This is a genomic window from Kitasatospora sp. NPDC004745 (genome assembly GCF_042873275.1).
Lineage (GTDB): Bacteria > Actinomycetota > Actinomycetes > Streptomycetales > Streptomycetaceae > Kitasatospora.
Genome location: NZ_JBIALK010000006.1, coordinates 89,455 through 107,323 on the forward strand (window position 1 = coordinate 89,455; position 17,869 = coordinate 107,323).

15 protein-coding genes are annotated in these 17,869 nt (G+C 73.9%); 10 read left to right on the forward strand and 5 right to left on the reverse strand.

The annotated features are described in order from the left end of the window. Positions 1-7 precede the first annotated feature (7 nt). Positions 8-1,705, forward strand: coding sequence for a protein kinase (locus tag ACFYUY_RS13480; RefSeq protein WP_387900545.1), 1,698 nt, complete (start codon positions 8-10; stop codon positions 1,703-1,705). 62 nt (positions 1,706-1,767) lie between these two features. Here the strand turns inward: ACFYUY_RS13480 and ACFYUY_RS13485 are convergent, their stop codons facing one another. Further along, on the reverse strand, positions 1,768-2,811 hold the full coding sequence (locus ACFYUY_RS13485; RefSeq protein ID WP_387900764.1) for a phosphotransferase enzyme family protein: 1,044 nt from the start codon (positions 2,809-2,811) through the stop codon (positions 1,768-1,770). A gap of 126 nt (positions 2,812-2,937) precedes the next feature. After that, a complete protein-coding gene (locus tag ACFYUY_RS13490) occupies positions 2,938-3,597 on the reverse strand; it encodes a response regulator transcription factor (RefSeq protein ID WP_360205934.1) in 660 nt (219 codons plus the stop codon). Between the two features lie 426 nt (positions 3,598-4,023). Between ACFYUY_RS13490 and pdhA the strand changes: the two genes are divergently transcribed. The 3 genes from pdhA to ACFYUY_RS13505 are packed head-to-tail and all read left to right on the forward strand — an operon-like array spanning position 4,024 to position 7,597. After that, entirely contained in the window at positions 4,024-5,178 is a 1,155-nt protein-coding gene (gene pdhA / locus ACFYUY_RS13495) for a pyruvate dehydrogenase (acetyl-transferring) E1 component subunit alpha (RefSeq protein WP_360205931.1), read from the forward strand. Beyond that, positions 5,178-6,152 (forward strand): alpha-ketoacid dehydrogenase subunit beta, encoded by a 975-nt coding sequence (locus ACFYUY_RS13500; protein WP_387900548.1) that lies wholly within the window; start codon positions 5,178-5,180, stop codon positions 6,150-6,152. Before pdhA ends, ACFYUY_RS13500 begins: the two co-directional genes overlap by 1 nt. A gap of 14 nt (positions 6,153-6,166) precedes the next feature. Continuing rightward, positions 6,167-7,597: a dihydrolipoamide acetyltransferase family protein gene (locus ACFYUY_RS13505; protein WP_387900550.1), complete on the forward strand. Its 1,431-nt coding sequence runs from the start codon at positions 6,167-6,169 to the stop codon at positions 7,595-7,597. A gap of 99 nt (positions 7,598-7,696) precedes the next feature. Here ACFYUY_RS13505 and ACFYUY_RS13510 read toward each other — a convergent pair whose 3' ends face one another. Then, on the reverse strand, positions 7,697-8,599 hold the full coding sequence (locus tag ACFYUY_RS13510; protein WP_387900551.1) for a hypothetical protein: 903 nt from the start codon (positions 8,597-8,599) through the stop codon (positions 7,697-7,699). 205 nt (positions 8,600-8,804) lie between these two features. Between ACFYUY_RS13510 and ACFYUY_RS13515 the strand changes: the two genes are divergently transcribed. The 3 genes from ACFYUY_RS13515 to ACFYUY_RS13525 all read left to right on the forward strand — a co-directional run bounded on the left by ACFYUY_RS13515 (position 8,805) and on the right by ACFYUY_RS13525 (position 12,947). Then, positions 8,805-10,028, forward strand: a complete 1,224-nt coding sequence (locus tag ACFYUY_RS13515; protein ID WP_387900553.1) for a benzoate/H(+) symporter BenE family transporter — start codon at positions 8,805-8,807, stop codon at positions 10,026-10,028. A gap of 225 nt (positions 10,029-10,253) precedes the next feature. Continuing rightward, positions 10,254-11,486, forward strand: coding sequence for a M64 family metallopeptidase (locus ACFYUY_RS13520; protein WP_360205921.1), 1,233 nt, complete (start codon positions 10,254-10,256; stop codon positions 11,484-11,486). 96 nt (positions 11,487-11,582) lie between these two features. Next, positions 11,583-12,947 carry a nitrate/nitrite transporter gene (locus tag ACFYUY_RS13525; protein ID WP_387900555.1) on the forward strand — a complete coding sequence of 455 codons (1,365 nt, stop codon included), beginning with the start codon at positions 11,583-11,585 and terminating at the stop codon, positions 12,945-12,947. 38 nt (positions 12,948-12,985) lie between these two features. Here ACFYUY_RS13525 and ACFYUY_RS13530 read toward each other — a convergent pair whose 3' ends face one another. Next, entirely contained in the window at positions 12,986-13,846 is an 861-nt protein-coding gene (locus ACFYUY_RS13530) for a Bro-N domain-containing protein (protein WP_387900557.1), read from the reverse strand. 155 nt (positions 13,847-14,001) lie between these two features. Then, positions 14,002-14,823, reverse strand: a complete 822-nt coding sequence (locus ACFYUY_RS13535; RefSeq protein ID WP_387900559.1) for a maleylpyruvate isomerase family mycothiol-dependent enzyme — start codon at positions 14,821-14,823, stop codon at positions 14,002-14,004. A gap of 173 nt (positions 14,824-14,996) precedes the next feature. On the opposite strand from ACFYUY_RS13535, the gene ACFYUY_RS13540 reads away from it, so the two are divergent. The 3 genes from ACFYUY_RS13540 to ACFYUY_RS13550 all read left to right on the forward strand — a co-directional run bounded on the left by ACFYUY_RS13540 (position 14,997) and on the right by ACFYUY_RS13550 (position 17,795). Further along, complete coding sequence (locus ACFYUY_RS13540; RefSeq protein WP_360205909.1) at positions 14,997-15,794, forward strand: carbon-nitrogen family hydrolase; 798 nt, start codon at positions 14,997-14,999, stop codon at positions 15,792-15,794. Between the two features lie 239 nt (positions 15,795-16,033). Continuing rightward, positions 16,034-17,032 (forward strand): GntR family transcriptional regulator, encoded by a 999-nt coding sequence (locus tag ACFYUY_RS13545; protein ID WP_360205906.1) that lies wholly within the window; start codon positions 16,034-16,036, stop codon positions 17,030-17,032. Positions 17,033-17,147: 115 nt separating this feature from the next. Further along, positions 17,148-17,795 carry a hypothetical protein gene (locus ACFYUY_RS13550; protein ID WP_360205903.1) on the forward strand — a complete coding sequence of 216 codons (648 nt, stop codon included), beginning with the start codon at positions 17,148-17,150 and terminating at the stop codon, positions 17,793-17,795. Positions 17,796-17,869 lie beyond the last annotated feature (74 nt).

Genomic DNA, 17,869 nt, shown 5'->3' on the forward strand with positions numbered 1-17,869 from the left:
AGGAGCGATGGCACAGACGCAGCATCCGGACGACGACGAGGGTGCCTACCCGCCGGTCATCGGGGCGCCCGGTGCCCAGACCCCCGGGCGCGGCACCGCCGCCCCGCTGGGTACGGTCGGTGACGGCCGCTACCGGCTGACCCACCGGCTCGGCCGCGGCGGCATGGCCGAGGTGTTCGCCGCCGAGGACGTCCGGCTGGGCCGGACCGTGGCGGTCAAGCTGCTCCGCGGCGAGCTGGCCCAGGACGACATCGCCCGGCTGCGCTTCACCCGCGAGGCACACGCCGTCGCCGCGCTCAACCACCACTCGATCGTCGCGGTCTACGACACCGGCGAGGAGTACGTCGGGGACGAGTCCACGCCGTACATCGTGATGGAGCTGGTCGAGGGCCGGACGGTCCGCGAGCTGCTGATGGACGAGCAGGAGCCGCCCGTCGACCAGGCGCTGATCATCATCGCCGGGGTGCTGGAGGCGCTCGCCTACAGCCACCGGCACGGCATCGTCCACCGCGACATCAAGCCCGCCAACGTCATCATCACGACCGCGGGCGCGGTCAAGGTGATGGACTTCGGCATCGCCCGGGCGCTGACCGGCACCGCCAGCACGATGACCCAGACCGGCATGGTCATGGGCACCCCGCAGTACCTGTCGCCGGAGCAGGCCCTCGGCAAGCCGGTCGACCACCGGTCCGACCTGTACGCGGCCGGCTGCATGCTCTACGAACTGCTGACGCTGCGCCCGCCGTTCACCGGCGACACCCCGCTGTCGGTGGTCTACCAGCACGTCCAGGACATGCCGGTGCCGCCCTCGCACGCCAACGGCCGGGTGCCGGCCGGGCTCGACCAGCTGGTGCTGCGCTCGCTGGCCAAGAACCCGGACGACCGCTTCCAGGACGCCGACGAGTTCCGCGCGCACGTCCAGCACGCACTGCGCGAGATGCACGGCGCGGCCGGGGCCGGCTGGGCCGGCGCGGCGGCCGGGCTGGCCGCCGCCGGGCAGGGCAACACCGGTGCCACCCAGGTGATCCGGCCGGACCAGACCGCGGCCACCGCGGCCTTCGGCGCGGTCGGCCCGGGGGACCAGACCTCGGTGATGCACCGGGCGCCGGGCGGCCCGCACACCCCGTCCGGGCCCTACCAGGGGGCCGGCGGCCCGTACGGCGGCGGTCACGGCGACGGCGGTGACGAGGACGACCACCCCCGTCGGCGCGGTCCGTGGGCCTGGGTGGCCGGGATCGCGGCCGTCCTGGTCGCCTCCGGGGTCGGCATCGCGTTCGCGCTCAGCGGCAGTGGCGGCGGCGACGTGAAGACGCCGCCCTCGCAGACCGTGCCCGCCCCGATGACCAGCACCACCGAGCCCGGTACGCCGACCCAGAGCGGCGTCCAGACCCCGCCGGCCACCAACACCGGCACCCGGCGCCCGCAGCAGCCGACCGACAACGGCAACTACAGCGGTGGCAACAACGGCGGCAACAACATGTCGCCGGCGCCGACTTCGGGCCGGCACTCGCCGACCACGACGCCGAGCACGACCCCGTCGCACACGGCGACCGGCACCCCGACCGGGACGGGCACGCCCACCACGGCGCCCAGCGCGTCGAGCACGGGCGGCGGTGGCAGCTCGCCGACCTCGCAGCCGGTGCCGACCAAGACGGTTCCGCCGGTGACCCAGCCTCCGATCACCCAGCCGCCGGCGACGCCCTGACCGCCCCCGCGGAGTGACGAACGCCGTCGGCCCGACCCGGTTGCGGGTCGGGCCGACGGCGTTCAGTTCGCGAAGGCGTCCAGGACCTGCTCGTACTCCTGGCACCACCACGCCAGCTGGCCCGCCGAGGCGGGGTAGAGCGGGTCGGCCCGGTGGTCGGCCCGCTGGTACCGCCACTGCAGCATCCAGAAGTCGTTCAGCCGCTCCCACCAGACCCGGTGGGCGGCGGCGGCGAGGTGCTCGGCGGTGGCGGCCCCGGTGGCCCGGTAGGCCTGTGAGTAGTGGCGGACCCGGACCAGGTCGAGGGCGCCGGACGCCCGGTCGTTGAAGAGCAGGGTGGCGGCGCGGACGGCCTCCTCGGCGCGCGGCTGCGGGCTGAGCTTGTCCCAATCCAGGACGGCCGCGACGGGGCCGTCGTCCGGGAGGCCCCCGCCGTACAGCAGGTTGAGCCCGTGGAAGTCGCCGTGGGTCCAGCCGGTGGGCGGGGCGGCCAGGGGGCCGGGGCGGCGGTGGGCGTGCTCGGCGAGCAGTTCCAGCCGTTCGGAGAGCCGCCGCTCGACCAGCGCGTCCAGATCGCCGTGCGGGCGGTGGTCACGGGCGAGGCGCCGCAGTTCGCGGGCGAGGTCGGCGCTGTCGACGGCGTCCGCGCTGCGGTAGCCGGCGGGCGGTTCGAGGGGGGCGCACACGTCGTCGAGCGCGCCGTGCAGCCGGCCGAGCAGCGCGCCGAGGGCGTCGCACTGCGGCAGGGAGAGGTCGGTACCGTGCCGGTGTCGGCCATCCACCCACGGGAACAGCGCGAACAGCCGGCCGTCGTGGCCCGCCACCGTGCCGGTCCGTCCGGTGCAGCTCAGCGGGGGTGCCACGGGCAGTCCGAGGGCCTGTAGCCCCGCCATCGCGCGGTGGTGGGCGACGATCCTCGGCCGGTTGGCGGTGGCGGCGTCGACGTAGCACTTCAGGAAGTACGTGCCGGCCTCGGTGGTGACCCGGTAGCCGCGGTTCAGCAGGCCCTCGGCGACCGGCTCCGCGGTCAGCGGCAGGCCCACCGGGTAGCGGCTCAGGACCTCGGTGAGCACGGCGCGCGGGACGGGTGGACTGAGCGTCCCCATCGGCGGAGCGGAGAGGTCGGGGCGGGCCGGTGGACAGGCGAGGGTCTGGCTGAAAGTCACAGCCAGAGGGTATGGCCCCCTGGCGGGGGCCCTTGACAAACCGTCAGATCTGTGCAAGCGCCCCGATCAATGCTGCTGGTCCGCCTGGTGCCGTGCCACGAAGGCCGCCGCCTGGGTGCGCCGCTCCATGCCCATCTTGGCGAGCAGACTGGAGACGTAGTTCTTCACCGTCTTCTCGGCCAGGTGCAACTCGTTGCCGATCTGACGGTTGGTCATCCCCTCGCCGATCAGATCGAGGATCCGGCGCTCCTGCTTGGTCAGCTGGGCCAGCCGTTCGTCCTCCTTCTCGCCGCCGTCCCGCAGCCGGGCCAGCACCCTGCTGGTGGCGACCGGGTCGAGCAGCGACCGGCCGGCCGCGACGTCCCGGACGGCGGTGATCAGGTCGGTGCCGCGGATCGCCTTCAGGACGTAGCCGGAGGCGCCCGCCATGATCGAGTCGAAGAGCGCCTCGTCGTCGGAGAACGAGGTCAGCATCAGGCACTTGATCTCCGGCAGCCGGGACCGGACCTCGCGGCAGACCTCGACGCCGTTGCCGTCCGGCAGCCGGACGTCGAGCACGGCCACGTCCGGGTGGACCGCGGGGATCCGGGTGATCGCCTCGGCGGCGGTGCCGGCCTCGCCGACCACCTCGATGTCGTCCTCGACCGAGAGCAGATCGTGCACGCCCCGCCGGACGACCTCGTGATCGTCGAGAAGGAATACCCTGATTTGTCCGTTATCGCTCACGCCCAAAGCCTCCCATATCACCGTAGGAAAGACCTATCGTCTTTACCTGCACACTGACGCGATCCGGCCAGAGCGGTCCAAAACCGATACCGAGAACCCCCTTACGCAGGAGCTCCCGCCCGGATAACGTGCGCTGGTGTCCTGAAGGCGCCCGAATTGAGAGCTGCGTCACGCCGTCCGTCACCCCCACCCTTCCGACGGCGCGCTGCACGCGGCACCCCCGGGGTCGTAGGCCCCGAACAAGTAGGACGTCCTAGCGCAAGCGCGCCAAGGGCGGACGCTGGGTAACGTTCTCGTGAGGGACGCCGTCGGAACAGGATCACCACCTGCCCCGCAGTAGGTGCGCACACCCACGCGCGCCCCGCGAGGCGGTGACCGGACCGGTCACCGGCGACCCCGGGCGGCCGGACAGACCGAGGAGTGAACGTGACCGTCAAAAGCACGGCGAGGGCTCGCAAGAAGGCGGCCCCCGGCGTCCCTGACACCTCCCGCGCCACGGGGACGGACGCCCAGCCGGAGCTCGTACAGCTGCTCACCCCGGAAGGCGAGCGGGTCGAGCACCCGGACTACCCGCTCACCACCACCCCGGAGGAGCTGCGCGCCCTCTACCGCGACCTGGTGCTGGTGCGCCGGTTCGACGGCGAGGCCACCTCGCTCCAGCGCCAGGGCGAGCTCGGCCTGTGGGCCTCGCTGCTCGGTCAGGAGGCCGCCCAGGTCGGCTCCGGTCGCGCCATGCGCACCGGCGACTACGCCTTCCCCACCTACCGCGAGCACGGTGTCGCCTGGTGCCGCGACGTCGACCCGCTCAACCTGCTCGGCATGTTCCGCGGCGTGAACCACGGCGGCTGGGACCCGAACGAGAAGAACTTCCACCTGTACACCATCGTGATCGGCGCGCAGGCCCTGCACGCCACCGGTTACGCGATGGGCATCAGCAAGGACGGCGCCGACGACGCGGTCATCGCGTACTTCGGCGACGGCGCCTCCAGCCAGGGCGACGTCAACGAGGCCTTCACCTTCGCCTCGGTCTACAACGCCCCCGTGGTGTTCTTCTGCCAGAACAACCAGTGGGCGATCTCCGAGCCCACCACCACCCAGACCAAGATCCCGCTGTACCGCCGCGCCTCCGGCTTCGGCTTCCCCGGCGTCCGGGTCGACGGCAACGACGTGCTGGCCTGCCTGGCCGTCACCCGCTGGGCCCTCGACCACGCCCGCAGCGGCAACGGCCCGGTGCTGATCGAGGCGTTCACCTACCGCATGGGCGCGCACACCACCTCCGACGACCCCACCCGCTACCGGCCCAGCGAGGAGACCGAGGCCTGGAAGGCCAAGGACCCGATCGCCCGGCTCCGCGCGCTGCTGGAGAAGGAGGGCCTCGCCGACGAGGACTTCTTCGCCGCGGTCGACGCCGAGAGCGAGCAGCTGGGGCTGCGGGTGCGCGAGGGCGTGCGCAGCATGCCGGACCCGGACCCGACCCTGATCTTCGACCACGTGTACAGCGAGCCGCACGCGCTGGTCGATGAGGAACGGGCCGAGTACGCCGAGTACGCGGCCTCCTTCGAGGCGGGGGAGAACCTCTGATGGCCGGTCAGCTCAGCATCGCCAAGGCGCTCAACGACGCCCTGCGCAAGTCGCTGGAGAGCGACCCGAAGACCGTCCTGATGGGCGAGGACATCGGCAAGCTCGGCGGCGTCTTCCGGATCACCGACGGCCTGCAGAAGGACTTCGGCGAGGGCCGGGTGATCGACACCCCGCTCGCCGAGTCCGGCATCGTCGGCACCGCGATCGGCCTGGCCCTGCGCGGCTACCGCCCGGTGGTGGAGATCCAGTTCGACGGCTTCGTCTACCCGGCCTTCGACCAGATCGTCTCGCAGCTGGCCAAGATGCACGCCCGCGCGCTCGGCCACGTCAAGCTGCCGGTCACCGTCCGCATCCCCTACGCGGGTGGCATCGGCGCGGTCGAGCACCACAGCGAGTCCCACGAGGCGTACTTCGCGCACACCGCCGGCCTGCGCGTGGTCAGCCCGTCCAGCGCGCACGACGCCCACTGGATGCTGCGGCAGGCCATCGCCTCCGACGACCCGGTCGTCTTCCTGGAGCCCAAGCGGCGCTACTGGGACAAGGGCGAGGTCGGCGCCGCCGCCGACCTGGGCCTGCACGAGGCCCGGATCGTCCGCCCCGGCACCGACGCCACGCTGCTCGCCTACGGCCCCATGGTCAAGGTCTGCCTGGAGGCCGCCGCGGCCGCCGAGGAGGACGGCCGCCGCCTGGAGGTCATCGACCTGCGCTCGCTCTCCCCGGTGGACTTCGCCACCCTGGAGGAGTCGGTCAAGCGCACCGGTCGCGCCGTCGTGGTGCACGAGGCGCCGGTCTTCATGGGCATGGGCGCCGAGCTGGCCGCCCGGCTCACCGAGCGGTGCTTCTACCACCTGGAGGCCCCCGTCCTGCGGGTCGGCGGCTACCACGCGCCGTACCCGCCGTCCCGGGTCGAGGAGGCGTTCCTGCCCGACCTGGACCGCGTGCTGGACGCCGTCGACCGCGCGTTCGCGTTCTGAGCCGGGGAGCGAAGATGACCACCGAAGTTCGCTCGCTCCGCGAGTTCAAGATGCCCGACGTGGGCGAGGGCCTCACCGAGGCCGAGATCCTCAGCTGGTACGTCAAGCCCGGTGACACCGTCACCGACGGGCAGGTCGTCTGCGAGGTGGAGACCGCCAAGGCGGCGGTGGAGCTGCCGATCCCGTTCAACGGGGTCGTCGAGCAGCTCTTCTTCCCCGAGGGCGCCACCGTCGACGTCGGCACCGTGATCATCTCGGTCGCGGTCGCCGGGGCGCCCGACGCCGCGGCCCCGGCCGCCGCGCCCGCCGCAGCCGTGCCCGCGCCGGCCGCGCCCGCGGCGGAGCCGGCCGAGCCGGAGCGGCGCGAGGTGCTGGTCGGCTACGGCCCGCGCACCGGCACCGCCCAGCGCCGCGCCCGGCGGACCACCACGACCACGGTGACCGCCACCCCGGCCGCGCCCGCACCGGTCGCGCCGGTCGTGCCGGTGGCTCCGGTCACGCCCGTGGTGGCCGAACCGGCCGCCGGCGAGCGGCCGTTGGCCAAGCCCCCGGTCCGCAAGCTCGCCAAGGACCTCGGCATCGACCTGCGCGCGGTCGTCCCGACCGGCCCGGACGGCGTGATCACCCGCGAGGACGTGCACGCCCACGCGTCGGCGCAGGCCGCCGTGCAGGCCGCCCCGGCCGCGGCGCCCGCCGTCGTCGAGGCCGCCGAGGCGCCCGTCCCGGTGCCCGTCACCACCACGGGTGACGTCCGGGTGCCGATCCGCGGCGTCCGCAAGGCGACCGCGCAGGCGATGGTGGCCTCGGCCTTCACCGCCCCGCACGTCACCGAGTTCGTCCAGGTCGACGTGACCCGCACGATGAAGTTCGTCCGCCGCCTCAAGGAGAGCGGCGAGCTGGGCCGGGACGTCCGGGTCAGCCCGCTGCTGCTGGTCGCGAGGGCGCTGCTCACCGCGATCAAGCGCCACCCCGAGATCAACGCCCAGTGGGACGAGGCGGCCCAGGAGATCGTCATCAAGGGCCAGGTGAACCTCGGCATCGCCGCGGCCACCCCGCGCGGCCTGATCGTCCCCAACATCAAGGACGCCGGGTCGAAGACCCTCTCGGGCCTCGCCGTCGCACTCGGCGAGCTGGTCGACACCGCCCGCCAGGGCAAGACCTCGCCGGCCGACATGCAGGGCGGGACGGTCACCATCACCAACGTCGGCGTCTTCGGCGTCGACACCGGCACCCCGATCCTCAACCCGGGAGAGGCCGCGATCCTCGCGGTCGGCACCATCCGGGAGATGCCGTGGGTGCACAAGGGCAAGGTGGTCCCGCGTCAGGTGACCACGCTCGCGCTCTCCTTCGACCACCGCCTGGTGGACGGGGAGCTCGGCTCCAAGGTGCTGGCCGACGTGGCCGCCCTGCTGGAGCGCCCGAAGCGCCTGATCACCTGGGGCTGACGGGCGCGTAGCGCCCGACATCCGGAGGAGTGGACGAAGGGGTCCTCGCTCCACACCGCCGTGTGGAGCGAGGACCCCTTCGCCGTGCCCGTTCGTCGACTAGCGCTGGGGACGGAGTCGACGGACGGCGATCAGGACGCCGGAGCCGAGGGCGAGGAGCGCGGCGGCGGAGGCGGCGAGGAAGGTGTCGGCGGGGCCGGAGCCGGTCTGGGCGAGCTCGGGGGTGCCGGCCGGGGCACTGGTCGCGGGGGCGGCGGTCGGGGTGGCCGCCGGGGCCTTGGTGGCGGGCGCGGCGGGCGCGGCCGGGGTCCGGTCGGCGGCGGGCCGTGCGGGTGCGGGCTTGGTGGGCGCGGGCTTGGACGGGGACTTCGGGGCGGGCGCGGGGGAGACGGCCATGTCCTTGAGGACGCCGTCGGCGCTCTGGCCGTCGCCGTCGCCGTCGATGGAGACCTGGACGTGGGAGGCCTTCGACGCAGCCTTGGCCGACAGGCCGATCCGGAAGGTGAAGTGGGCGGCCCGACCGTCCTGCAAGGTCTCGCCGTACGGGGTCACGGCGCCGGTCCACCCGTCCGAGGAGCTGCCGAGGGCCAGCTTCTGCCAGCCGCCCTGCGGGGTGTGCGCCTCGATGGTGAGGTAGTCGTCGCCCAGGCCCACGGGCGCGGCCCCCACGATGCCGCGGAGACTGACGGAGGCCTTCACGTCCTGGTAAGGCGCCCCGGTGAAGTTGACGACCGCGACGGGGATCTCGACCTTCGGGCCGCCGGCGGTGATGCTCAGCGACGGCGTCATGTGGAGCCCGGCCTGGAGATGCCCGGTGTGGGCGGCGGCGGGCGCCGTCGCCGCGGTCGGGGCGGCGGCGGGCGAGGCGGCCCAGGCGGTGTCCACGGCGAGCACCTGGACGCCGCCCGCGAGGACGGCCGCGGTGGCGGCGAGGACGGCGACGCGGCGGCCGGAGAGCGCGCGGTCGTTCTTCGCGAATCGGTTGATAACGGGCATGCGCATGACGTGACTCCCCAGGGTCATGAATCCGACGTGTGTGGTGAAGACGACCGGCTCCGCTGCTCGCGAGCGGAAGCGCCCCCCGGGCTCCGCCGGTCTCGCTCTCCGTGCCTTCATCTGTATGGACGTGCATCCCCGCCGGGGGTTGCAGGTGGGTTCCGAAGTTTTTTCCGGAGGTTCTCGACGGGGTGTTCGGGATACTTCCGGGATGACGGATGAACTGACGGTCGGACCGGAAACGGTGCCGGCCGGGGGCGGGGAGCGGCGGTCGCTGCGGCGGGACGCGTCGGGGCCGGCACTGCTGGCGGGGTTGGTCTGCGTCGCGGTCTCGTTCTCCGGCCCGCTGGTCGTGGTGCTCGCGGCCGCCGCCGCCGGGCGGCTGGACCCGGCGCACACGGCCTCCTGGATCTGGGCGGTGTCCATCGGCAGCGGGCTGAGCGGCCTCCTGCTGAGCTGGTGGACCAGGACGCCGGTGATCACCGCCTGGTCCACCCCCGGCGCCGCGCTGCTGGTGACCGGCCTGGGCTCGTACCCGTACCGGGAGGCGGTCGGGGCCTTCCTGGTGAGCGCCGCGGTGGTGACGCTGTTCGGGGTGACCGGCTGGTTCGGCCGGCTGATCGCGGCGGTGCCGGTCGGCATCGTCAACGCGATGCTGGCGGGCATCCTGTTCTCCTTCGGCGCCGGGGTCTTCGGCGCCGTGCACGGCGCCCCGGTGCTGGTGGTGGGCAGCTTCGCGGCCTTCCTGCTGGCCAAGCGGCTGGCCCCGCGGTACGCCGTCCCGGTGGCGCTGGTGGTGGGCGGGGTGCTGGCGGCGCTGACCGTCGGACTGCCGCTGCACCCGGGCTCGGGCGGGCCGACCCGGCCGGTGCTCACCGTGCCGGAGTTCTCCTGGTCGGCCGTGGTGGGGGTGGCGCTGCCGCTCACGATCGTGGCGCTGGCCTCGCAGAACGCGCCCGGCCTCGGAGTGCTGCGGGCCTTCGGCTACCGTCCGGACGACCGGCTGCTGATCGGGTCGACCGGAGCGGTCTCGCTGCTGCTGGCGCCGTTCGGCTCGCCGGGGGTCAACCTGGCGGCGATCACGGCGGCGATCTGCGCCGGCCCGGAGAGCCACCCGGATCCGCGCCGCCGTTACGTCGCGGGGATGTCCGCGGGCGTGCTGTACGTCCTGGTGGGCAGCTTCGGCGGGGTGCTGGTGAGCCTGTTCACCGGTCTGCCGAAGGAGCTGGTCGCGGTGGTCGCCGGGGTCGCCCTGCTGGCCTCGCTGCAGGGCAGTCTGGCGGCGGCGGTGGCGGACGAGCGGGGGCGGGACGCCGCGGTGGTGACCTTCCTGGCGAGCGCCTCGGGGATGAGCCTGTTCGGGATCGGCTCGGCCTTCTGGGGGCTGCTGTTCGGGCTCGGCACCCACGTGGTGCTGGACCTCCGCAGGGACTGACCGCAGGGACTGACCGGGAGGCGGTTCGGGAGGGGTGCTGAGGGGGCGCGGTAGGACCGTGGCGTGAAGGGATCCGATTCATTGGAATGACTGGCCTGGTGTGGGTCATTCGGCCAGGTCGGTGACTTTTTCGTCACCCGGTAGGGGCGACACGCCGGTGCGGGTACGTCTCCGCTCCACCACCCGGGCGACGCCGGGTGACCGGAGCCCTGAGGACGCACCCGTATGCCGCCTGGCAACCCTGGCCGTCTCGTCCGGAGTCTGGCCGCGCTCGTGCTGGTGTCCACCGCCGTACTCCCGGCCGCCCTGGAGCTGGTCGGCCCCTCGCCGTTCGGCGTGATCGGACCGGGTGCCCCCGCCGACCGGGCGGTGCCGCCGCACACCGCCCAGCACGCCGACCACCGGACCGTCACGGCCGCACCCACCGTCGACGTGCGCCGCACCGGGGAGCCGGCCAACCGGATCACCCTGGTGCTGCTCGGCGACGGCTACACCGCCACCGAACAGGAGCTGTTCCGCCAGCAGGCCGACCGGGCCTGGCACGCTCTGATGGACATCGAACCGTTCCGCACCTACCAGGGGTTCTTCAACATACGGCGGGTCGAGGTGGTCTCCCCGGTCTCCGGGATAGCCGAGAGCGAGAGCCGCGGCCGCAACCCCGCCACCCCGCTCGGCATGCACTTCTGGTGCGAGGGCACCGCCCGGCTGCTCTGCGCCGACGAGGCCGCCACCGCCCGGTACGCGGGGGACGACGCCGGGCCGCAGTACCTGATCGCGCTCGCCAACTCCACCGAGTACGGCGGCGCCGGCGGCACCGGAGTGACCACGCTGGCCGGCGGCAGCCCGGACGCCGGCCGGATCATCCAGCACGAGATCGGCCACACCGTGGGGGACCTCGGCGACGAGTACGACAGCGCCCCCGACGACGCCGAGTACCCGAACCTCTCCACCCTCAACGCCGACGACATGCGGCGCAGGCAGACCAAGTGGTGGCGCTGGCTGGGCGCGGAGTCCCCCGACGGCGCCGGGACGGTCGGCGCGTACCGCAGCGCCAACGGCCTCTACCGGCCCACCCCCGACTCGGTGATGCGCACCCTGGGCAGCGCCTACAACCTGCCGTCGCGCGAGGCGATCATCGAGGAGCTCTACCGTCGGGTCCGGCCCACCGACAACCCGGTGCCGCCGCCCGGCGAGGTGGCCGGGCGCCCCCGGCTGGACGTCCGGGCGCTGCCGCTGAACGGCCCGCGCCAGCTCCGGGTGGAGTGGCGGGTGGACGGCGTCCCGGTGACCCCGCAGCCCGCGGACGGCGGCGCGCTGGACACCGCGCGGCTCGACCTGGCGCCGGGCCGGACGGCCACCGTCACCGCGACCGTCCGGGACACCACCGACTGGGTGCGCGACGAGGCGTTCCGGGACCGCTACATGACCCGCTCGGTGTCCTGGACGGTCACCGGCTGAGGCCGGGCGCACGCACCCGCCGTCGTGCGCGTTCGTGGGCGACCGACCGCCCCCGCACTGGGCCTCCCATCATGGGATGACTACGCTGTTCGCACTATGACCGTGGAGCCCGCCAGTTCAGCCGCGCCCAGATCCGTCCCCGCTCCCCGAACCACCGCCGAGCCCCCGGCCGCCCCCGCGCCGTCCCCGCCCGGCGGGCGCGCGGCCTGGCTCGCCTGGTCCGTCGGCGTCAGCGTCTACGTGCTCGCGGTGATCCACCGCACCAGCCTCGGCGTGGCCGGACTGGACGCCGCCGACCGCTTCGGCATCGGCGCCTCCGCGCTCTCCACCTTCTCGATCCTCCAGGTACTGGTCTACGCGGCCATGCAGATACCCGTCGGCCTGCTGGTCGACCGGTTCGGGCCGCGGCGGGTGCTGCTGCTCGGCGTCGTCCTGCTCAGCGCCGGGCAGCTGGCCTTCGCGTTCAGCTCCGCCTTCGCCCCCGCACTGGCCTCCCGGGCGGTGCTCGGCTGCGGCGACGCGATGACCTTCATCAGCGTGCTGCGGATCGCCGCCAGGTGGTTCCCGGCCGCCCGCAACCCGTTCGTGGCCCAGCTGACCGGCCTCGCCGGCATGGGCGGCAACCTGATCACCACCGTGGTGCTCGCGCAGGCCCTGCACCGCGAGGGCTGGACGCCGACCTTCACCGCGATCTCGCTGCTCGGCGTCGCGGTGTTCGCGCTCGTCGCGCTGCTGCTGAGGGAGGCGCCCGACTCCGGGGCCGGACGGCCCGCCGACCGGCCCGCCGGAGACCCGGACCGGGACCGGGACCGGCCGAAGGTCGGCCGCCAGGTCCTCGCCTGCTGGCGCGAGCCCGGCACCCGCCTCGGCCTCTGGGTGCACTTCACCACCCAGTTCCCCGGCAACGCCTTCGGCCTGCTCTGGGGCCTGCCCTACCTGGTGGAGGCACAGGGCCTGACCCGGGCCGAGGCCGGCGGGCTGCTGACCCTGCTGGTGCTCAGCAACATGACCTTCGGCTTCCTGTTCGGCCGCCTGCTCTCCGCCACGGCCCGGGCCCGGATGCCGATCGTCCTCACCGTCGTCGCGACCACCGGACTCGGCTGGGCCCTGGTGCTGGCCTGGCCCGGCGGCCACCCGCCGCTCTGGCTGCTGGCCGGGATCATCGTGGTGATGGGCAGCAACGGCCCGGCCTCCCTGGTCGGCCTGGACTACGCCCGCGCCCGCAACCCGGTGGAGCGCCTCGGCACCGCCTCCGGGATCGTCAACATGGGCGGCTTCATCGGCACGATGATCACCCTGTTCGGCATCGGCGTCCTGCTCGACGCCCTCTCCCCGGACGGCGCCGGCGGCTACTCCGCCGACGCCTTCCGCTGGGCCTTCTGCTGGCAGTACGTCCCGCTGGCGGTGGGCCTGGTGATGATCCTCCGGCTCCGGCGCAAGGTCGGCGCGGCCGAGGCGTAGGCAATCCGGCCGCTGGCCGGCGGTCTCTCCCCCCGCCGTTACAGCCCGATGCCCCGGAGGACCTCCGTGACCTCCGACGGCCGTCCGTAGATCCTGGCCCGGTCGATCAGGCAGAGCACGGTGCCCTCCGGCGGCATGACCGGTGCGGGTGCGGGATGCGCGGCCGCGGCCGCGGCCCGCGCAGGCTGCCCCACCGCACCGTCCCGCAGGCGGATCAGGTCCACCAGCTTCAGCTTCGGACAGCCCGGGACGACCCGGCTGCCCCGGATGCCGACCCGCTCCCCGCCCGGGCACGCGAAGTACGCCCCGTACGGCGGCCCGCCGTCCTCCTCCCGGCCCGGGAGGTGGAGGGTCATCTCCCCGTGCCGGCAGTGCACCGTCCCGTCGGAGCGGACGGTCAGGCCGGGCCAGTCCTCGTGCTCGATCTCCGCGACGATCTGCACCTGCTGCCCGATCGCCTCGGTCAGGGTCTCCGCCATCCGCCGCTGCTGGGCGGGGGCGTCGGTGTCGCCGCGGCGGACGGAGGGGAGGAGGTCGCGGGTGACCCACTCCTGGAAGGGCCGGGCGTTCGGCTTGTTCGACCGCATGATCAGCCGGTACAGACCGGATTCGCTGATCACGTTGAGCATCGGGTTACCGCGCTCGTAGGGTTTCTGACCTGCGGAGACGTGATTAACCTTCGCGAAGGTTAGGTTCAGCGAGCGCGAGTTCACGACCCGCGTGTGCCCCGGGTCGACGATGTGGCGCACCCGGCTGGGGTTCTGCCGGCCGAGTACCGCGCACACGTCCGCCGTGACGAACCACGGCTCCCCGTCGATCATCACGACGCGGATCGGCTGCCCCGTGCCGGGGAAGCTCGACCGCACCAGTTCCATCCGTTCCTGCTGTTCGTCGTCCATGGGGACGCCCCTCCTTCTTCCGGGTGATGGCTGGAGTGCCCGGAACAACGAGGCCGAACAGGTGAGGTGCTGGCGTCAGGTTGACGGATGGACGCACGAGTGGTGCCCACCCGGCGCGCGCTCGTTCGTGCACGCCGGGTGGTGTGCGCAGGTGGTCAGGGGGTCACGGCGAAGGTGGCCAGGACCCGTTCGGCCAGCTCCTTGTCCCCCTCGACGCCCACCGGGCCGGGGCGACCGCGGCCGCAGGCGAGCCGGACGAACGTCTCCCAGCCCATGGTGAGCTGGACGTCCGGAGCCAGGCTGATCGACTCGTCCACGGTGCCGCGGCCGGCCGCGTCGACCCGGACGGTGCGCAGGAACTCCACCGGGCCGGTGACGTCCACCACCACGGTCGTCCCGGCCGGGGCGCCGGCCTGGTGGGCGACGGCCTTGGGCAGCAGGCCGAGCAGGACGTCCCGGGTGATCAGGGCGGCCGGGGAGTCCAGGTTGCCGGGGGTGCCCAGCGCCCGGCGCAGGTCCTGCTCGTGCACCCAGACGTCGAAGGCCCGCAGCCGCAGCAGCTCGTGGTACGGCACGTCGTGGCTGAGCGGTCCGGCCGGCCGGCGGACCGGTTCCTCGGGCGTCTGCTTGGCGTTGCGCAGTGCCCGGGAGCGGCGGATGACCGTGTACTCCAGCTCGCTGGTCATCTCCAGCGCGGTGTGGCAGCGGCGCTTGTCCACCGGCAGCTCGACGTAGCGGGCGAACTCGGTGGTCACGTGGCGGAGGTCACGCGGCAGCGAGTGGATCGGGCGGGGGTCGCCGAGGAGCTCGGACTCGACCGCGATGATGTGCGAGACGACGTCCCGGACCGACCAGCCGGGGCACTCGGTGGCCCGGTTCCAGGAGCCCTCGGGGAGGGGGGCGACCAGCTCCGATATGGACTCGATGCTCTGCGTCCAGGCGTCCGTGTAAGCCTGCACGGTCTGGTTGTCCGTCACGGGAATCTCCGGCCCTCCGTCAGCTTCCTTGCCGCCTGCGCCCGCCCTCCCCGGTCGGCCGGGATGGTCCGGCTTCCGGGCGCACACGCTAACCGCACGTTACGCTGCCGGGAGACAGCTGGGCAGCGCTTTCGGGTGACGATCGTAGGTCTCTTGCCGTGGACGGTGGTACTGTGCGCGCTTCATTGATCCAACTCGCGGTCTCCGACGAGGAGCCGCCCGCCGAACGGCGTGCCAGGGCCGCCGCCCTGGTCCGTGCTCAACAGGGCGCCGACCTGGTGGTCCTGCCCGAGTTGTGGGCGCTCGGCGGCTTCGCCTACGACCTCTGGTCGGACGGCGCGGAGACGCTGGACGGGCCGACCTCGGACGTGATGGCGGCGGCGGCCCGGGCGGCCGGGGTCTGGCTGCACGCGGGTTCGATCGTGGAGCGCGACCCCGACGGGCCGATCTACAACACCTCGCTGCTGTTCGCCCCGGACGGCGAGCTGGTGCACACCTACCGCAAGATCCACCGCTTCGGCTTCGACAGCGGCGAGGCGGTGGTGATGGGTGCCGGCCAGGAGATCGTCACCGCGCCGACCGACTTCGCGACGCTGGGCCTGGCCACCTGTTACGACCTGCGCTTCCCGGAGCTGTTCCGGGCCCTGCTGGACGCCGGCGCCCAGCTGCTGGTCGTCCCGGCGGCCTGGCCGGCCCGGCGCCGCGAGCACTGGACGCTGCTGGCGCGGGCCCGGGCGGTGGAGGAGCAGGCGTACGTGCTGGCCTGCAACACCGCGGGGACGCACGGCGGGGTCGAGCAGGCCGGGCACAGCATCGTGGTGGACCCGTGGGGCCGGGTGCTGGCCGAGGCGGGGGCGGACGAGGAGGTGCTGACCGTCGAGTTCGACCCGGCGGAGGTGGCCAAGGCCCGCGCGGAGTTCCCGGTGCTGCGCGACCGTCTGCTCGGGATCCCGGCGCCGGTCCAGCGCTGACCCGCGGCCCGGGGCGGCCGGGGCGGGCCGTGCACCTAGGCCCGCCCTGCCCGGCCCGCCCTGCCCGGTCCGGCCCGCCCTGCCCGGTCCGGGAGAGGGGGCGATCCGGCTCGTCCGGGGGGTGGGTCAGCGCCTGCTCGGGGCGGGTTTGAGAAGATGAGCACTCGTCGTGTTCCCCGCCGTCCCCGGCCGGTCCGCCGAGGGCCCACCCGGCCGGCCCGCCCGAGGAGGTCGCGCGCATGTCCGGCAACGGCGCCGGCGACACCCGCCCCGTCATCCACCGCAACAGCCTGCGCGAACAGATCGCCGGGGCGTTGCGCGAGGAGATGATGGCCGGTCGGCTGGCGGCCGGCCGCAACTTCACCGTCAAGGAGATCGCCGAGCTGTACGGGGTCTCGGCCACGCCGGCCCGCGAGGCCCTGGTCGACCTCGGTGCCCAGGGGCTGCTGAGGGCCGAGCACCACCGCGGATTCACCGTGCCCGAGCTCGGCTGGGACGACTTCCTGGAGATCTTCGAGTCCAGGGTGCTGCTCACCGACAGCTTCTACCGCCAGTTCTCCACCCGCCGGGCGCTGCCGGACCTCAGCCGGCTGCCCTCGCTGCGCCGCCGGGCCGACGCGGCGGTCCGGGCCGCCCGGGCCGGGAACCTGGACGTGATCGTCGGCTGCGACCGCCGTTTCTGGCAGGAGGTCGCCGCCCTGGCCGGCAACCGCCGGATCAGCGGCTACCTGGACTGGCTGCGGGTGCAGTCCTGGATGTTCGCCGCGCCCTACCTGCGGGAGATGCCGGTCCTCGCGGGGGTCTGCTGGGACCGCCACCTCGAACTGGTCGACGCCGTCGAGGCCCGGGACCTGACCGGCGCGCACCGGATCATCTGCGAGTACAACCTGTTCACCGCCCGGCTGCTGGCCGAGCTGGCCGGGCGGCCGCTGGAGTCCGTGACCGTGCTCGGACTGCTCACCGGGCCCCTGGACGGCGAAACGGCGCCGCCCCCGCCCGCCGCTCCGGCCGAGGCCGCCGCACCGCCGCCGCCCGCCGGGCCCGCCGAGCGGACCGGGCCGGGGCGCCGCCGGCCGGGCGAGGAGGTCGCCCGGGAGCTGGGGCGGGAGCTCGGGCTGGGCCTCGGTCTGGTGCCGCAGCCGCGCTCGGTGCACGGACGGTTCGCCCGGCGGCTGCCGGAGGCGCCGCCCGAGGCGCCGCAGGGCCGGCCCGACCCGTACCCGGCCCCGGGCCGGTAGGGTGGGCGGTCGTCGAACCGGGCGCCCCGTACCGCGGCCGCCCGGGTAACGACACCGCCCCCGTCGTCGCCCCGCCCCGCGGGCGATCCCGCCGCCCGGAGAGGAACTGCCGGCCATGGCCTGCGACCTCTGGCTCGTCCCGCTCGTGGACGTGCTGAGCCACAGCCCCGACAACCCCTTCCGGGACGACCTCGCGCTCTACAACTCGGTGTTGGCCTCGCGCGGGCTGCCCGAGGTGCCGGTCTACCAGTACGTGCCGGGGATCAGCGGCGCCGTCGAGCCGATAGCGGCCTTCGACTACGACTCGCTGCACTTCCTGCGCCGCGCCTACCTGCTGGGCCTCACCGGTCTGGACATCACGCCGGTGGACTCGCTCGGCGGGGACTACGAGCAGCTGCTGGAGATGTTCGAGAGCAGCGCCGAACAGTCGCACCTGGTCTGGCACTTCGACCACGCCGGCGCCTACGTGCCGATCGAGTTCGCGACGCCGCTGGTGGACGAGGCGCTGCTCGCCTCCGGCGGTCCGCTCGGCTCCAGCCACGGGCTGCTGCGCGAGCTGCAGGCCGTGGCCCCGGCGCTGGGCATCGACCCGTTCAACCCCCCCGGCCCGACCAGGCCGCTCGGCCCGACCGGCCTGGAGCAGCCCTTCGGGCCGCCGCTGGACGACCTGCACCCCTTCGCCCGGGAGCGGCACGCCTGGGCCGGTCTGTACGCGGCGGCGACCCGCAGCCTCACCCAGGGATCGATGGTCGTCTTCGCCTGAGCCCCGGGCTCCGCGTCCCCGGGCCCCGCGTCCCCGGCCCCGGGCTCCGCGTCCCCGGCCCGGTCCGGCTCGGT

Coding starts and splice junctions, on each gene's coding strand:
- ACFYUY_RS13545 (WP_360205906.1), top strand. CDS start 16,034: ATGTCCGGCAACGGCGCCGGCGACACCCGCCCCGTCATCCACCGCAAC.
- ACFYUY_RS13525 (WP_387900555.1), top strand. CDS start 11,583: ATGACCGTGGAGCCCGCCAGTTCAGCCGCGCCCAGATCCGTCCCCGCT.
- ACFYUY_RS13485 (WP_387900764.1), bottom strand. CDS start 2,811: ATGGGGACGCTCAGTCCACCCGTCCCGCGCGCCGTGCTCACCGAGGTC.
- ACFYUY_RS13520 (WP_360205921.1), top strand. CDS start 10,254: ATGCCGCCTGGCAACCCTGGCCGTCTCGTCCGGAGTCTGGCCGCGCTC.
- ACFYUY_RS13515 (WP_387900553.1), top strand. CDS start 8,805: ATGACGGATGAACTGACGGTCGGACCGGAAACGGTGCCGGCCGGGGGC.
- ACFYUY_RS13505 (WP_387900550.1), top strand. CDS start 6,167: ATGACCACCGAAGTTCGCTCGCTCCGCGAGTTCAAGATGCCCGACGTG.
- ACFYUY_RS13500 (WP_387900548.1), top strand. CDS start 5,178: ATGGCCGGTCAGCTCAGCATCGCCAAGGCGCTCAACGACGCCCTGCGC.
- ACFYUY_RS13510 (WP_387900551.1), bottom strand. CDS start 8,599: ATGCGCATGCCCGTTATCAACCGATTCGCGAAGAACGACCGCGCGCTC.
- ACFYUY_RS13550 (WP_360205903.1), top strand. CDS start 17,148: ATGGCCTGCGACCTCTGGCTCGTCCCGCTCGTGGACGTGCTGAGCCAC.
- ACFYUY_RS13480 (WP_387900545.1), top strand. CDS start 8: ATGGCACAGACGCAGCATCCGGACGACGACGAGGGTGCCTACCCGCCG.
- ACFYUY_RS13530 (WP_387900557.1), bottom strand. CDS start 13,846: ATGGACGACGAACAGCAGGAACGGATGGAACTGGTGCGGTCGAGCTTC.